Origin of the sequence: Pseudomonas sp. CM25 (genome assembly GCF_013179705.1) — a bacterium.
Classification (GTDB): domain Bacteria; phylum Pseudomonadota; class Gammaproteobacteria; order Pseudomonadales; family Pseudomonadaceae; genus Aquipseudomonas.
In genome coordinates, this window is the sequence record NZ_JABMCW010000035.1 from 14,101 (window position 1) to 28,291 (window position 14,191).

The following is a 14,191-nucleotide window of genomic DNA, read 5'->3' on the forward strand; positions in this document are numbered from 1 at the left end:
CACGAGGTGGCGTGATAGAAGTCAGGCTTGCCATTCAGCAGTTGAATATCAAGATGTCTATCAGCGTTAAATCGAATAGGGCCCTGTTCGACCTCGACCTGCTGCGCGCTATCGTCGTGGTGGCCGATTGCGGCAGCTTTACCACCGCAGCCGCGCGCCTGCATTCGACCCAGTCGACCATCAGCCAGAAGGTGCGCCGCCTGGAGGACATGGTCGGCCACCGCCTGTTGGTGCGTGGCAACCGCGACGTGCTGCCGACCGACGCAGGGCAGACCTTGCTCGGCTACGCCCGGCACATGCTGGCGCTGAACGACCAGATGCTCGAAGCCCTGGCCGGGGCGATGGTGGGCACCACGGTGCGTCTTGGCGTGCCCGAGGACTTCGTTGGCGGGCGTACCACCAATGCGCTGTCGGCCTTCAGTCGCCTGCACCCGCAGGTAAAACTCGAGGTGACCAGCGGCCTGTGCCGTGACCTCAGCCAGGCCTACGACAACGGTGAGCTCGACCTGGTGCTGCTCAAGCAGCGGCGCAACACCCGCGAAGGCGTGGCCTGCTGGCCCGAGCGGTTGCAATGGATCGACAGCGCGCGCTCCCCGGCTTTCGAGCTGGACCCGATCCCGCTGGTGACCTTCCCACCCCGTGGCCTCTACCGCGAAGACATGATCAGTGCAATCGAAGGCATGGGCCGGCGCTGGCGCATCAGTTTCACCAGCTCCAGCCTCAGCGGCATCCAGGCGGCGGTTGCCGATGGCATGGGCATCAGCCTGCTGCCGCCAAGGGCGGCGACTGGCGAGCATCAGGTGCTGGGAGGCAGGCAGGGGCTGCCGGAGGTCGACAGCTATGAAATCGTCATTGTCCACCGGCCGACAGCGGACGTGATGATCAAGGCGCTGGCCGAGGTGATGACGCAACTGCTGGCGGGCGGCGGCATCTAGCGGCCGAGGGGGAAGTGTTTCAGTCTGTGGCTGGAGGGAATGCATGGCAGTCTGCGCAGTCCCACCTGTTACGTGGGTACGACGCCCAACATCCCAAGCCATGGAGAAACATGATGAAAGCAGCAGTATTCGCCGCATTGCTGGCCAGCACCGGCCTGGCCCAGGCGGCCCAGACTGTGGAACTCAAGCTTGCAGGTGCCGATGGCCCGGGCAAGTCGATCGGCACCATCAGCATCGAGCAGAACAAGTACGGCACTTTGCTGACCCCGGACCTCAAGGACCTGCCGCCGGGTGTGCATGGCTTCCATCTGCACCAGAAAGGGTCTTGTGCAGCGGCTGAAGAGGGCGGCAAGAGCGTGCCGGCCGGGGCTGCCGGTGGTCATTGGGACCCGGACACCAGCAATGCCCACAAAGGCCCGTACGATGACAGCGGCCATCGCGGGGACTTGCCGGCGCTGTATGTCGGGGCGGATGGCAAGGCCACTTACCCGGTGCTGGCGCCGCGCCTCAAAGCCGAGGATTTCAAAGGCCACGCGCTGATGGTGCATGCTGGCGGTGACAACCATAGCGACCACCCCGCGAAGCTTGGCGGGGGTGGGGCGCGGGTGGCGTGTGGGGTGGTGGAGTAGCAGGTTGTGATCCCAGCGGGATAGTCATGGAGCCCTATAGGGATCCCATAAGGGCAGACAGGTGTTTGCCACAAGATATGCAGCGCCTGTGAGATCGAGCGCCGCCCGCGCGGCGCTTCGCGGGGCAAGAGAGTGTCAGTCAGTTAAGGCTAATGGGGCTGCTGCGCAGCCCATCGCCGCGGTTCGTCGCCACGACAAGCCAGCTCCCACCCCGACCGCATCGAATTCAAGCCATGCGCCGTACTTGTGGGAGCCTGGCTTGCCGGCGATGGGCCGCAAAGCGGCCCCAATTGCTTAACTGCCTGGCATTAGGGCTTGCCCCGCGAAGCGTCGCGCGGGCGGCGCTAGACCTCACAGGCGATGCAAATGCGATGGCAAGCACCCGTGAGTCAGGCACACGCCGCAATCAGGCGCGGTGACAGGTGAATCCCGGCAATCATGCAGCGCACCGAGCCGCCGGCCATTTCGATGGTCGGCACGTCCAGCGGCACTAGCCGCGCCGAGCGTTCGATGCGCTGGCGCTGCTCGGCGGTCAGGCTGTCGAAGGCCTTGCGTGACAGCGCCAGGATGCGCCCGTCACGCCCGGACAGCTCGATGGCATTGCCGGCGAACTGGCTGATCTGCAGGTTGCTCAGCGCGATCACATCGCGGCCCGATTCAATCAGGCGCATCCGCACTTCTTCAGCCCGCGCCTTGTTGGTGAACGTGTCAAACCCCACCAGGGCAAACTCGGTCGCCACGCACATCAGCACGTTGGTGTGGTAGATCGGCGTGCCGTGCTCATCGGCAGTATCGAACACCATCGGCTCGAAATTGAAGTGCGTGCTGAACCGCTCGAGGGCAATCGGGTCGGCGCGGTTGGAGCGTGCGGTGTAGGCCACCCGCGACAGGTGGTCGAAGACCATGGCGCCGGTGCCCTCAAGGAACAGGTCGTCCTGTTCCAGCCCCGAATAGTCGATCACATCCTGCACGCGGTACTCATGCTTGAGCATCTCGATCACATCGGCGCGGCGCTCGCGGCGGCGGTTGCGCGAGTACATCGAGTAGATCGCGATGTGCCCGCCTGGATGCGTGGAGAACCAGTTGTTGGGGAATACCGAGTCCGGGGTGTCGTGCTCGCCAAAATCGTCGAACAGGTGCACGCGCACGCCTTCGGCTTCCAGCCTGCCAGCGGCGTGGGTCACTTCATCGCGGGCCACTTCGGCCAGGTGCTGCCCGGCAGCCCCGCTGCTGCTGCGCTGGAACGAGTTGTCGGCTGCGGTTTCCGGGTTGGGGGTGAACGCATGCGGCCTGACCATGACCACTGCTGCAGGTGCTTGAATCGAACGCGTTGGAAATGCCATGTAGAAATACCCGTTGGGAAAGGTCAGGCAACGCGTCGGATGCGGGTTTTGGCAGCACGGCCACGGGTATGGCTGAACAGGTCTTTAGGGTCGTCTTCCACCCACGGCACCAGGTCGATCTTCGCGCCCATGCCGCGCTTTTCCGCTTGCTGTAATACGTACCGTAGCACGGTGTAGTCTTCGAGGGCGAAGCCCACCGAGTCGAACACGGTGACCTGGCTGTCGCTCTGGCGGCCCTCGGTTTCGCCTCGCAGCACGCGCCACAGGTCGACCACCGGGAAGTCCGCTGGCAATTGCTGGATATCGCCTTCAATGCGGGTTTGCGGCTCGTACTCGACGAACACCCGGGCGTTGCGCAGCACATCGGCATGCAGCTCGGTCTTGCCCGGGCAGTCGCCACCCACGGCGTTCAGGTGCATGCCGGGTTCGAGCATGTCGGCGGTGATGATGGTGGCGTAAGCCTTGTCGGCCGTCACCGTGGTGATGATGTCGACGCCTTTCACCGCTTCGGCCACCGAGCTTGCGCGGCGGATGGTCAGGCCGCTGTATTCCTTGAGGTTGGCGATCAGCTTGGCAGTGGCCAGCGGGTCGGTGTCATAGGCGACGATTTCTTCGATGCCCAGATGTTTGTGGAAGGCCAGGGCCTGGAACTCGCTCTGCGCACCGTTACCGATCAGCGCCATCTTGCGTGAGTTGGGCCGCGCCAGTGCCTGCGCCGCCATCAACGAGGTGGCCGCAGTGCGCAGCGCGGTGGCGATGGTCAGTTCGGACAGCAGCACCGGGTAGCCGGTATCGACATCGGCCAGCACGCCAAAAGCCATTACCGTATGCAAGTCACGGGCAGTGTTGGCCGGGTGGCCGTTGACGTATTTGAAGGCGTAGCGGCTGTTATCGGCCACGGGCATCAGTTCGATCACGCCCACTTCCGAGTGGCTGGCGACACGCGCGGATTTATCAAACTCTTGCCAGCGCATGAAGTCATCACGAATGGCCGCAGCCAGTTCGCCAATGAACGGCGCTACGCCAATGTCATGCACCAAGTCCGACATGGTTGGAACATCAATGAAATACGTCATGTGCTTGCACCTTGTTATTGTGCACTCACCCCGCAATGCAGGGTAAACGCTTGAAATTGTCGAAGTGTCGCGGCCTGAATATTTTGCGGCAGGGTTACGTCAACCGGAAGAATGCAGGTTGCCAGTTTCGTCAACTTTCTAGACAATCTGCCACCCCAAAGTAGCAATCTGATTATTTGGCAGGATTAAATGGATACTATCGATCGGGAACTGATTGCGCTGTTACGGGACAACGCGCGTACCCCGGTGCTGACCTTGGCGAAGAAGCTCAAGGTGGCCCGGGCAACCGTGCAAAACCGCATCACCCGGCTCGAAGAGCAGGGCGTGATCATCGGCTACACGGTACGCCTGCGCTCCGATGCGCTGGACCAGGGTGTACGGGCAATCACCAGCATCGGCATCAGCGGCCACCACGCCGCAGAGGTCAAGCACGCGCTGCGTGGGCACCCCAACGTGGTGGCGATCCATACCACCAACGGCCGTTGGGACCTGATGGCAGAGCTGCGCGCCGACACCCTGGAAGCCTTCGACCGGGCGTTGAACGCCATTCGCTCGATACAACACATCGAAAACACCGAGACCAGCATCCTGCTCTCGACCTACAAGATGTGACCGAAGGGTCAAGCGTTGGGCCCCGCGCATTGCGCAAACTGTCACCCAGGCTTTTCACACTGCACAAAATCGCGTTGGCGCTGTGCACTCTGTAGCGTTCCGCTTGACCTGGGCCGCTGGCAAAATTAAACGGCTTTCGCGGCACGTCACCCGGGTGCGTTTCAATTGAATAGGCAAACCCGCTGCGAAGTTGCGCCGGGCACTGTCAGTCATCTGTGTTACTCCCCACGCTTCGTCAGTCTTTGATGACTTGAACCTGCACGTCAGTCCCTATTAACGGGTGCGGTGCGGGATGCTGAGGTTTTACAAAAAAGAATAAGAGGTCAACTATGCAGCAAACGTGCAATGCGCAAAGCACACCGCCGGAAGCGGGTCGCGTGCTTAAACGGCGACTGGAAAACCGGCATATCCAGCTTATTTCGATCAGTGGCGCCATTGGTACCGGCCTGTTCATGGGGTCGGGCAAGATCATTGCGCTTTCCGGCACTTCGATCATTCTCGTCTATGCCATCATCGGCTTCTTCGTTTTCTGCATCATGCGCGCCATGGGCGAGATGCTGCTGGCCAACCTGCAGATGGAGTCGTTCGCCGAGCTGGTGCACAACTACCTGGGCCCACGGGCCGGCTTCATCCTCAGTTGGTCGTACTGGCTCAGCTGGGTGGTGGCGGCGGTGGGTGATGTGGTGGTGGTAGCGGGGTTCTTCCAGTACTGGTACCCCGATGTGCCCACCTGGCTGCCGGCATTTGCCACCATGTTCCTGCTATTGGGGCTGAACATGCTGGCGGTGAAGGCGTTCGGTGAAGTGGAGTTCTGGTTCGGCCTGATCAAGATCGTGGCCATCGTGCTACTGGTGGTGACCGGGCTGGTCATGGTCGCCACGTCCTACACCAGCCCGGTCGGCGTAACCGCATCGTTCAGCCACCTGGTGGCGCCGGGGGTGGTCATGCCCCATGGCTTCCTTGGCTTCCTTGCCGGCTTCCAGATCGCGATCTTCTCCTTTGTGGGTACCGAACTGATCGGCACCGCAGCGGCAGAGGCCAAGGACCCGGAAAAGACCTTGCCCAAGGCCATCAACACCATCCCGGTGCGCATCCTGCTGTTCTATATCTGTTCGCTGGTGTGCATCATCAGCGTCATCTCCTGGGCCAATGTGCCGGCTAACCGCAGTCCGTTTGTCGAGCTGTTCCTGCTTGGCGGGCTGCCAGCCGCGGCCGGTATCATCAATTTTGTGGTGCTGACTTCGGCCGCCTCGTCAGCCAACAGTGGCGTGTATTCGGGCTCGAGGATGCTGTACGGCCTGTCGCATCAGCAGCAGGCGCCGGTGGCCTTCGGCCGGCTGTCGGGCTCGGGCACGCCGGTGCGCGCGCTGGTGTTCTCGGGGGTGTGCATGGCCATTGCGCTGACGCTGCTGTTCGTGATCCCGGAAGTAATGACGGTGTTCACCCTGGTGTCGACCATTTCTGCCGTGATGATCATCGTTACCTGGTCGTTGATCCTGATGTCCTACTTCGCCTACCGCCGGCAAAACCCGTTGGCGCATGCCCAGTCGAAGTTCAAGCTGCCGGGCGGCAAGGTCACCGCAGCGCTGTCGCAGCTGTTCCTGATCTTCGTGCTGTGCCTGCTGGCGCTGGAACCGGACACTCGCACCGCGCTGTATGTGATGCCCTTGTGGTACGGGGGGTTGTTGTTGGCTTATCGGCGCAGGGCCAAGGCGTGTGCGCAGCTGCAGGCCGCCACCGCAGCGTAGAATTTTCGGGCTGCGCAGCAGCCCCGCTTGACTGCTCAGCCAGCGGGCGATGCATCGCGCAGCCAGTCCACCAGCCCCAGGATCGTCGGCGTGACGGTTCGCCCTTGTGGCACCACCAGGTAATAAACCTCACGCCGCTGCACGACCTGGTCGGTGAGGCGATCGAACACCGAGGCGGTCTTCTGCATGGATCGGACATTACCGCGGACAGCGCCTGGCCCTCGCTGGTCTGGCGGGTACCGCGATGCAGGCGCTGGAGCAGCCCTTCAAGGCTGGCGCTCCGCCACCGCCCGCAAGGTGCGCAATGTCACGACCGGCGCATCCACCACAAACCGGTTGGCCAGCCACCCCGGCACGTCCCCGGCAGGGTCGGCCTGCAACTGGTAAGTGACCTCGGTCTCGCGCTCACCCAAGGGTTTCATCCGCCACTCACCGCTCAACCGCTGCACCCGGATCAGCCCCTCGACCTTGGGGATCCTGTCGGGCTCGGCGCTGAGGTGCCGCAGCAGGGTGCCGTCTTCCAGGCGTTCGCTGGTGACCTTCAGCACGATATCCCGCGGCATCGTCGGCCATGGCAGGTTGGTGGTCAGGTACACCCAGGTGCGGTCGCCGTCCACGTCCAGCAAGCGCATCTGATCGCAGGCGTACAGCCACTTGCAGGCCACCCGCAGGTTCTCCTGCAGGTCGGTGAGGGTACGCACGCTGGCTTTCATGGTGCTGACCCCTCGAAACTGCTGGTAGGACGAGTCGCTGGCAGCGCTCAGGTACACGCGAATGCCTTCGCGGTCGTAGGCCAGGCTCCAGTCATCGGCGGCCAGGGCAGGGGTGCACAGCAGCAGGGTGGCGAGCAGCAGGCAGCGGTTCATGGCTGGCACCGCGCGGGGACGAAGTGTCTGAGTATGCGCGGCAAACAGAAAGCCCGCCAGGTTGGCGGGCTTGCGGGCATCAGCGTGGGCTTAGCGCTTGGGGTTGAGCGTCAGGTGCACATGACGGTTGACGTCCTTGTACAGCAGGTAGCTGAAGTTGCCTGGGCCGCCGGCGTAGCAGGCCTGCGGGCAGAAGGCGCGCAGCCACATGAAGTCGCCGGCTTCCACTTCGACCCAGTCCTGGTTCAGGCGGTACACGGCCTTGCCTTCCAGCACATACAGGCCGTGTTCCATCACGTGGGTTTCGGCGAACGGGATCACGCCGCCTGGCTGGAAGGTGACGATGTTCACGTGCATGTCGTGGCGCATGTCGGCCATGTCGACGAAGCGGGTGGTTTTCCAGCGGCCTTCGGTGCCCGGCATTTCGATGACGGTGGCGTTGTCGCGGTGGGTGACGAAGGACTCCGGCACATCCAGGCCTTCAACTTTCTGGTAGTGCTTGCGCAGCCAGTGGAAGGTGACATTGGCCTTGCTGTTGTTGCGCAGGCTCCACTCGGCGCCCGGGGCCAGGAAGGCGTAGCTGCCCGGTACCAGGCTGTGGTGCTTGCCTTCGACGGTGATGTCCAGCTGGCCTTCGACGATGAACACCACGGCTTCGGCGTTGGCGTCCATTTCAGGGCGCTCGCTGCCGCCTTCCGGGGCCACTTCGACGATGTACTGGGAGAAGGTTTCGGCAAAACCGGTCAGCGGGCGGGCGATGACCCACATGCGCATCTTGTCCCAGAACGGCAGGTGGCTGGTGACGATGTCACGCATTACGCCCTTGGGGATGACGGCATAGGCTTCGGTGAACATGGCACGGTCAGTCAGCAGCTCGGTCTGAGCCGGGTGCCCACCGTGGGGGGCGAAGTACGATTGGTTCGACATGGACGATCTCGACTTGTTGTTCTCTCCCCATGCCTTGAACCGCACCGGCCGGTGCGGCGCAGGGGATGTGGCGACAGAATAGGGTCGAGCGCGTCCCATCCACAAATTAAATGTTGGAATACCCGGTATTTGATCGCTGAATGTCGACCTGGCGACCCACGTGCTGCTCCGGCAACCGGTCGCCCTGGCCGAACAACTTGTGGCGCAGGGTGCCGTCGGCGTAGCTCAGCGGGTAGCGGCCACGGCGTTGCAGCTCGGGCACCAACAGCTCGACGACATTGGCCAGGTCCTCCGGTTGTACGGCGTAGGTCAGGTTGAAGCCATCGATACCGGTCAGGTCCAGCCAGTGCTCCAGCTGGTCGGCAATGTCGCTGGCAGCGCCCACCAATACCGGGCCGCGGCCACCCAGGCCAACGAACCCGGCAGCCTCGCGTACGGTCCAGCGGCGGTCAGGGTCGGCTGCGGTGAAGGCGGCCAGGGCGGCTCGGCCGGCATCGTTTTCGACGTACTCGATGGGCGCGTCGGGGTCGAGGCCGGCGAAGTCGATACCGGTCCACCCCGACAGCAGCGCCAGGGCGGCGTCCAGGTCGACATGGCGGCGGTAATCGGCAAAGCGTGCCTCGGCTTCTTCGCGCGTGGGGGCGACGATCAGCAGCGCCTGGGCGTAGATCAGCACCTCGTCGCGGCCACGCCCGGCCGTTTCGCTGGCCTGGCGGATGCCGTCGGCATAACGGCGCAGCACCGTCGGCGTCGGCCCACTGATGAACACGCATTCGGCATGCTGCGCGGCAAACTGCTGGCCGCGTGCCGAGGCACCGGCCTGGAACAACACCGGCGTGCGTTGCGGCGACGGTTCGCACAGGTGCATGCCGGGGACCTGGAAATGCTCGCCAACATGGTTGATGGGGTGTACCCGGGTTGGCTCGATGTAGCGCCCGCTGTCACGCTCCAGCAGCACCGCATCGTCGTCCCAGCTTTTTTCCCACAATTTGTACAGCACCTGCAGGTATTCCTCGGCCAGGTCGTAGCGCTGGTCGTGGCCCAGCTGGCGCGCCAGGCCCAGGTTGCGCGCGGCGCTGTCGAGGTAGCCGGTGACGATGTTCCAGCCGACCCGGCCATTGCTCAGATGGTCGAGCGTGGACATGCGCCGGGCGAACGGATAGGGGTGCTCGTAGGTAAGCGAAAAGGTGACGCCGAAGCCCAGGTGCTCGGTGACCCCGGCCATGGCCGGCACCAGCAGCAGCGGGTCGTTGACCGGCACCTGCACGCCACCGCGCAGGGCGGCTTCGGGGCCTCCCTGGTAGACGTCGTAGATACCCAGCACATCGGCGATGAACAGGGCGTCGAACAGGCCGCGTTCGAGCAGCCGGGCCAGGTCGGTCCAGTAGCTGAGGCGGTTGAAGGCCACGCTGGTGTTGCGCGGGTGGCGCCACAGGCCGGGGGACTGGTGGCTGGCGGCGTTCATGCTGAAGGCGTTGAAGCGGATCGGGCGGGGCATGGCTGGCATTCTCCGCTCAAGGCAACACGGAGGCAGGGTAGACCGCATCGGCTACCTGCAGCTTGCGCGGGATAAGGCCCAGGCCCTGGAAGGTATCGGCCAGTTTCTGTTGCTCTGCAATTATTTGCGGGGTGATGGCCACGGCGTTGTAGTTGCGTCGTTCGCTGGCCACTTCCAGCACGTCGGCATTGATCCCTAGCTGTGGGGCCAGCAAGGCGGCAACCTCGGCAGGCTTGCTGTTGGCCCACTGGCTGACTCTGCCCAGTTCGGCGAAGAAGGTTTTCAGCAGGGCGCGGTGCTGGTCGGCGAAGCTGGCGGTGGACAGGTAGAAGGTGCGGTTGCTGGACAAACCGTTGCCATCGCGCAGGTTTTTCAGGCCGGGCTGGTGCTCTGCGGCGGCGAGGAACGGGTCCCACAGGGTCACGGCCTGGACGCTGCCCGATTGCAGGGCAGCTACCGCGTCGGCGGCATTGTTGACGTAGGCGGGGGTGATGTCCTGGTAGCTGAGGCCAGCCTGTTGCAAAGCCACGGCCAACAGATACTGGGCGTTCCAGCCACGGCCGGTGGCTACACGCTTGCCTTTCAGGTCCTGCACGCGGGCCAGGTGGTCCTGCTCCCGCACCACCAGGCCGATGCCGCGTGGGTAGGGTTGTTCGGCGGCCAGGTAAACCACCGGCTTGCCTGCGGCTTGGGCAAACACCGAAGGCGCGTCGGCGGCGTGGCCGAGGTCGATTGCACCAGTGCTCAGGGCTTCGAGCAACTGTGGGCCCGCAGCAAATTCGTGCCAGCTGACAGTTACCCCCTGCGGTGCCAGGGCCTTCTCCAACGCGCCGCTACCTTTGAGAATGTTGATGCTGTTGAATTTCTGGTAACCGATGCGCAAGGTCTTGGCGTCTTCGGCCACGGCTTGCGACCACGGCAGCAGGGCACTGGCGACACTGGCCAGCAAACCGCCGATCAGCAGGCGGCGCAGGGGGGAAAAGGGTCGGGAAGGCATGGGCGTTGTTCCTTGTATGGGGCAGCTAGCGATGCACCCAGACTAGGGAGATGGCCGTTGGCTTTCAATTTTAATATTTCCTTTTGTTAGATTGTTTTGTTCTTTTTATATCCTTTTGTTTTGTAACGATCTGTCGATTTTCGACATTTTTTTCACATCCGCTTGCTAGCATCCCCGGCAATCCCGAGGAGCCCCTAGATGCCGCACATCCTGCGCAAACGCAGCACCCGTATCGCTTTGACTGCCACCACTGGCCTGCTCGCGGCTACCTTCGGTTTTTTCGCCTGGCAGAGTTTTTACCCGGTGCAGGCTGCAGCCGGCTGGGGCGTCGAGGTGCTGCACCGGGATGTGACCAAGGCCGCGTCGCTGTTGCCGCAAGCTGATGGCAGCCTGCTGGTCAGCCGCGAGCTGGATGATGGCCAGGGCAGCATTCTCAAGATCACCGCGCAGGGCGACCGGGTGGTGGTCATCGACAACTTGTCCAAGCCTGACGGTATGGTGGCGGCGCAGGGCGGCTGGGTGTTCAGCCAGGAAGGCGGGCTCGCTCCGGTCAGCCTGGCCCGTGATGGCCGGGTGACTCGACTGTTCGATGGCGAGAGCGTGCAGGGCCTGTGGAATGACGGCGATTACCTGTATGCCATCGAGGACCGCAAGGGCAATGGTCGTTTGATGCGCTATGACTGGAACAGCGGCCAGCTCGATGTACTGCGCGCCGGCCTCACCGAAACCGAAGGCCTCACCCGCTGCAGCGATGGCCGCCTGCTGTACACCGAGAAGGCCAATGGCAAGGTCCGCGCCCTGTCCGAGGATGGCAAGGACCCGGTAGTGGTCGATGGCCTGCGTAACCCCACGTTCCTGTTCTGCGACCAGCGCGGCCTGTGGATCAGCGAAGACAACACCCATCGCGCACGCCTGCTGCGCGTTGATGCCCAGGGTATTCAGCACACTGTACTGACCTTCCTGAAAGCCCCTCAGTCCATAGCCGCCGATGGCAAGGGCGGTTACCTGCTCGCTGAAGGCGGTCGCAACCGTGTGCTGCACCTGACCCCGCCGCTGCAGCCAGATACCGCACAGCGCGACTGACCCCGCGCTTAGCTGGGCAAGCGCCGCTTGCGCCCCGGCAGCAGCCCCAGCACCAGCATGCAGCCGAGCAGAATCACCACGCCGCCGGCGGCCTGCAACAGGCTCAGCGCCTCATCGAGGAACAACGCGCCGACCACTACCGCCACCAGGGTGACCACGAACTCCACGCTGATGGCGCGGGTAGCGCCGATGCGTGCCACCAGGCCAAAGTACAGCACGTAGGTGGTGGCGCTCATCACCGCGCCGCTAAGCAGCAGGTACAGCCAGTCGCTGGCTTGCGGCACACTGGGCACCGGCACTACCAGCAGCAGTGGCAAGGTCAGCAACCCGCCCGCCAGGAACGCGCCGCCGGTCACCGTCCAGGGGTCCTGGCCGCGCAAGTGCAGGCTGGCGTAGTTGCTGCCGTAAGCGGCGCTGATGCAGCCGAGCAGCGAAGCGATGCAGCCGTGGATGAAGTCGTCATCGATAGGCCGGGCGGGGAAGCCCACCAGGATGGCGATGCCGACAATACCCAGCAGCAACCCTGCCAGGCCCTGCCGGGTGATTTTCTCAAGGCCCCAGACGCGTCCGATCAGCATCGAGAACAGCGGAATGGTGGCGACAATAATTGCCGCCATTGCCGTGCCGATGCGCGGGGTGGCGTACGACAGGCCGATCAGCTGCCCAGCCACCGTCGTGGCGCCCACCACCAGCAGCGGGACCAGCAGTGGCCGCAGGCGCAGTGTGCGGCCCAGCAGCGCGGCGAGCAGCGCCAGGGTACCCCCGGCGATCAGTGCCCGCAGGCTGACCGCGCCAACCCAGCCAAAGGCATGCACCACCTTGAGTACCACCAGGAACGAAAAGCCCCAGGCGATGGCCAGGAACAGGTAGGCGGCGAGGTCGCGCGGTTGCATGGGGCAGGTTCCGTCCGGGGCAGTGGCAGGCAGGCTAGCGGGTTGTGCCGGGCGCTGACAAGGCCAGCCAGCAGGGCTGCTACCTGGCTACCCGACCAACAGCGTGCTTCCCTGCATGGTCGCGCTCACGGATAATCCCCCTATTCCAATAAACAGCCTGTGAGTGGGTATGAGTGATTCCGTAGTCGGCCTCGGCCAGCCTGAAACCGAAGGGGTGCGCAGAACGCGCAAGAACAACCCCGAGAAAACCCGCGAGGACATCCTCCAGGCCGCCATCAACGAATTCGTCCAGCAAGGGCTGGCCGGCGCCCGCGTCGACGCCATTGCCGAGCGCACCGCCACCTCCAAGCGCATGATCTACTACTACTTCGGCAGCAAGGAGCAGCTGTACTGCGAGTGCCTGATCAAGCTGTACGGCGATATCCGCAAGACCGAGCAAAGCCTCGACCTGGAGTCGCTGCCGGCCGAGCAGGCGATCCGTCGGTTGGTGGAGTTCACCTTCGATCACCACGACCGCAATGTCGACTTCGTGCGGATCATCTGCACGGAGAACATCCACTATGGCGAATACGTGAAGCAGTCGCCGGCGATTCGCGAAATGAGCAGCCTGGTGCTCGAAGCCCTGGGCAATACCCTGCACCGTGGTGTGCAGGAAGGCGTATTCCGCACTGGCATCGAGGTTATCGACCTGCACATGCTGATGAGCGCGTTCTGCTTCTACCGGGTATCGAATCGCCACACCTTTGGCGAGATCTTCCAGATCGATCTGTCCGACGAGCAAATCAAGCTGCGCCACAAGGCCATGATCTGTGATGCGGTGCTGCGCTATATCTGCGTCTGAGCAGGCTGACAGGGTGTTGCGCCAGTGAGATCGAGCACCGCGCGGGCGGCACTCGATATGCCCGGTTATTCGCCCAGGCGCTGCTCCCGCGACGGCGGGTACCCGAAGTACGCCGCATAGCACTTGCTGAAGTGCGACACCGAGACAAACCCGCAGGCCACTGCCACCTCCATCACCGACAGGTCGGAGTACTGCAGCAGCCGGCGGCTCTTGGTGATGCGCAGTTCCATGTAATAGCGCCGCGGCGACGTTCCCAGCTGGGCCTGGAACAGGCGGTCGATCTGACGGCGCGAGCGCCCGCTGTAGGCGGCCAGCTGGTCAAGGCTGAGGGTTTCCTCGAGGTTGTTTTCCATCAGCTCGACGATGGTACGCAGGTGCAGGCTCATGGATTTCTTCGCCCCTGGGCCGACCTGGCGGTAGCGTGCGCCCGAGAACGACAGGATTTCCTCCACGCCCTCGGCCAGGCCGTCGCCGTACAGCCTGCGCACCAGGCCCAGCATCAGCTCCATGGCGCCATTCGGGCTGGCGGCGGTGAGGCGGTCGCGATCGAGGGTGAAGCTGGCCGGGGTGATGCGCGTTTGCGGGCTGCGTTCGGACAAGCTGGCGCGCTGCTCGGGGTGAATGCTGCAGCCATAATCGTCCAGCACCCCGGCGCGACCCAGGAACCACGCGCCGTTCCACAGGCCGCCCAAGGCCATGCCGTGAGCGGCACTGTCATCTAGCAGGCGGTCGAGTTGCGGGTA

15 protein-coding genes are annotated in these 14,191 nt (G+C 63.6%); 6 read left to right on the top strand and 9 right to left on the bottom strand.

Features of this window, described 5'->3' with window-relative positions; translation table 11 throughout:
• Window positions 1–53 precede the first annotated feature (53 nt).
• Both HP546_RS06345 and sodC read left to right on the top strand, forming a co-directional pair.
• Window positions 54–935, top strand: coding sequence for a LysR substrate-binding domain-containing protein (locus tag HP546_RS06345; protein WP_172221255.1), 882 nt, complete (start codon window positions 54–56; stop codon window positions 933–935).
• A 113-nt stretch (window positions 936–1,048) separates the two neighbouring features.
• Complete coding sequence (sodC, locus tag HP546_RS06350) at window positions 1,049–1,564, top strand: superoxide dismutase family protein (RefSeq protein ID WP_172221258.1); 516 nt, start codon at window positions 1,049–1,051, stop codon at window positions 1,562–1,564.
• Between the two features lie 389 nt (window positions 1,565–1,953).
• Here the strand turns inward: sodC and ctlX are convergent, their stop codons facing one another.
• Together ctlX and HP546_RS06360 are read right to left on the bottom strand one after the other, a co-directional pair.
• On the bottom strand, window positions 1,954–2,907 hold the full coding sequence (gene ctlX / locus HP546_RS06355) for a citrulline utilization hydrolase CtlX (protein WP_172221261.1): 954 nt from the start codon (window positions 2,905–2,907) through the stop codon (window positions 1,954–1,956).
• A 23-nt stretch (window positions 2,908–2,930) separates the two neighbouring features.
• Window positions 2,931–3,983 carry an ornithine cyclodeaminase gene (locus tag HP546_RS06360; protein ID WP_172221264.1) on the bottom strand — a complete coding sequence of 351 codons (1,053 nt, stop codon included), beginning with the start codon at window positions 3,981–3,983 and terminating at the stop codon, window positions 2,931–2,933.
• A 189-nt stretch (window positions 3,984–4,172) separates the two neighbouring features.
• Here HP546_RS06360 and HP546_RS06365 point away from each other — a divergent pair, with 189 nt between their 5' ends.
• Both HP546_RS06365 and HP546_RS06370 read left to right on the top strand, forming a co-directional pair.
• Window positions 4,173–4,595, top strand: coding sequence for an Lrp/AsnC family transcriptional regulator (locus HP546_RS06365; RefSeq protein ID WP_172221267.1), 423 nt, complete (start codon window positions 4,173–4,175; stop codon window positions 4,593–4,595).
• 329 nt (window positions 4,596–4,924) lie between these two features.
• A complete protein-coding gene (locus tag HP546_RS06370; RefSeq protein ID WP_172221270.1) occupies window positions 4,925–6,343 on the top strand; it encodes an amino acid permease in 1,419 nt (472 codons plus the stop codon).
• Window positions 6,344–6,378: 35 nt separating this feature from the next.
• Here HP546_RS06370 and HP546_RS06375 read toward each other — a convergent pair whose 3' ends face one another.
• From HP546_RS06375 to HP546_RS06395, 5 genes are all read right to left on the bottom strand, one after another.
• A complete protein-coding gene (locus HP546_RS06375; protein WP_175586149.1) occupies window positions 6,379–6,531 on the bottom strand; it encodes a hypothetical protein in 153 nt (50 codons plus the stop codon).
• A 78-nt stretch (window positions 6,532–6,609) separates the two neighbouring features.
• A complete protein-coding gene (locus tag HP546_RS06380) occupies window positions 6,610–7,209 on the bottom strand; it encodes an START domain-containing protein (protein WP_172221273.1) in 600 nt (199 codons plus the stop codon).
• A gap of 90 nt (window positions 7,210–7,299) precedes the next feature.
• A complete protein-coding gene (locus tag HP546_RS06385; protein WP_172221276.1) occupies window positions 7,300–8,136 on the bottom strand; it encodes a bifunctional allantoicase/(S)-ureidoglycine aminohydrolase in 837 nt (278 codons plus the stop codon).
• Window positions 8,137–8,242: 106 nt separating this feature from the next.
• Window positions 8,243–9,634: an LLM class flavin-dependent oxidoreductase gene (locus HP546_RS06390; protein ID WP_172221279.1), complete on the bottom strand. Its 1,392-nt coding sequence runs from the start codon at window positions 9,632–9,634 to the stop codon at window positions 8,243–8,245.
• A 16-nt stretch (window positions 9,635–9,650) separates the two neighbouring features.
• On the bottom strand, window positions 9,651–10,631 hold the full coding sequence (locus HP546_RS06395; protein WP_172221282.1) for an aliphatic sulfonate ABC transporter substrate-binding protein: 981 nt from the start codon (window positions 10,629–10,631) through the stop codon (window positions 9,651–9,653).
• A gap of 198 nt (window positions 10,632–10,829) precedes the next feature.
• Here HP546_RS06395 and HP546_RS06400 point away from each other — a divergent pair, with 198 nt between their 5' ends.
• Window positions 10,830–11,714, top strand: coding sequence for a hypothetical protein (locus tag HP546_RS06400; RefSeq protein WP_172221287.1), 885 nt, complete (start codon window positions 10,830–10,832; stop codon window positions 11,712–11,714).
• Between the two features lie 8 nt (window positions 11,715–11,722).
• Here the strand turns inward: HP546_RS06400 and HP546_RS06405 are convergent, their stop codons facing one another.
• Window positions 11,723–12,607 carry a DMT family transporter gene (locus tag HP546_RS06405; protein ID WP_172221290.1) on the bottom strand — a complete coding sequence of 295 codons (885 nt, stop codon included), beginning with the start codon at window positions 12,605–12,607 and terminating at the stop codon, window positions 11,723–11,725.
• A 169-nt stretch (window positions 12,608–12,776) separates the two neighbouring features.
• Here HP546_RS06405 and HP546_RS06410 point away from each other — a divergent pair, with 169 nt between their 5' ends.
• On the top strand, window positions 12,777–13,448 hold the full coding sequence (locus tag HP546_RS06410) for a TetR/AcrR family transcriptional regulator (RefSeq protein WP_172221293.1): 672 nt from the start codon (window positions 12,777–12,779) through the stop codon (window positions 13,446–13,448).
• A gap of 65 nt (window positions 13,449–13,513) precedes the next feature.
• Here HP546_RS06410 and HP546_RS06415 read toward each other — a convergent pair.
• Window positions 13,514–14,191, bottom strand: a 678-nt coding sequence (locus HP546_RS06415) for a GlxA family transcriptional regulator (RefSeq protein WP_172221296.1), incomplete at its 5' end; no start/stop codon positions are given.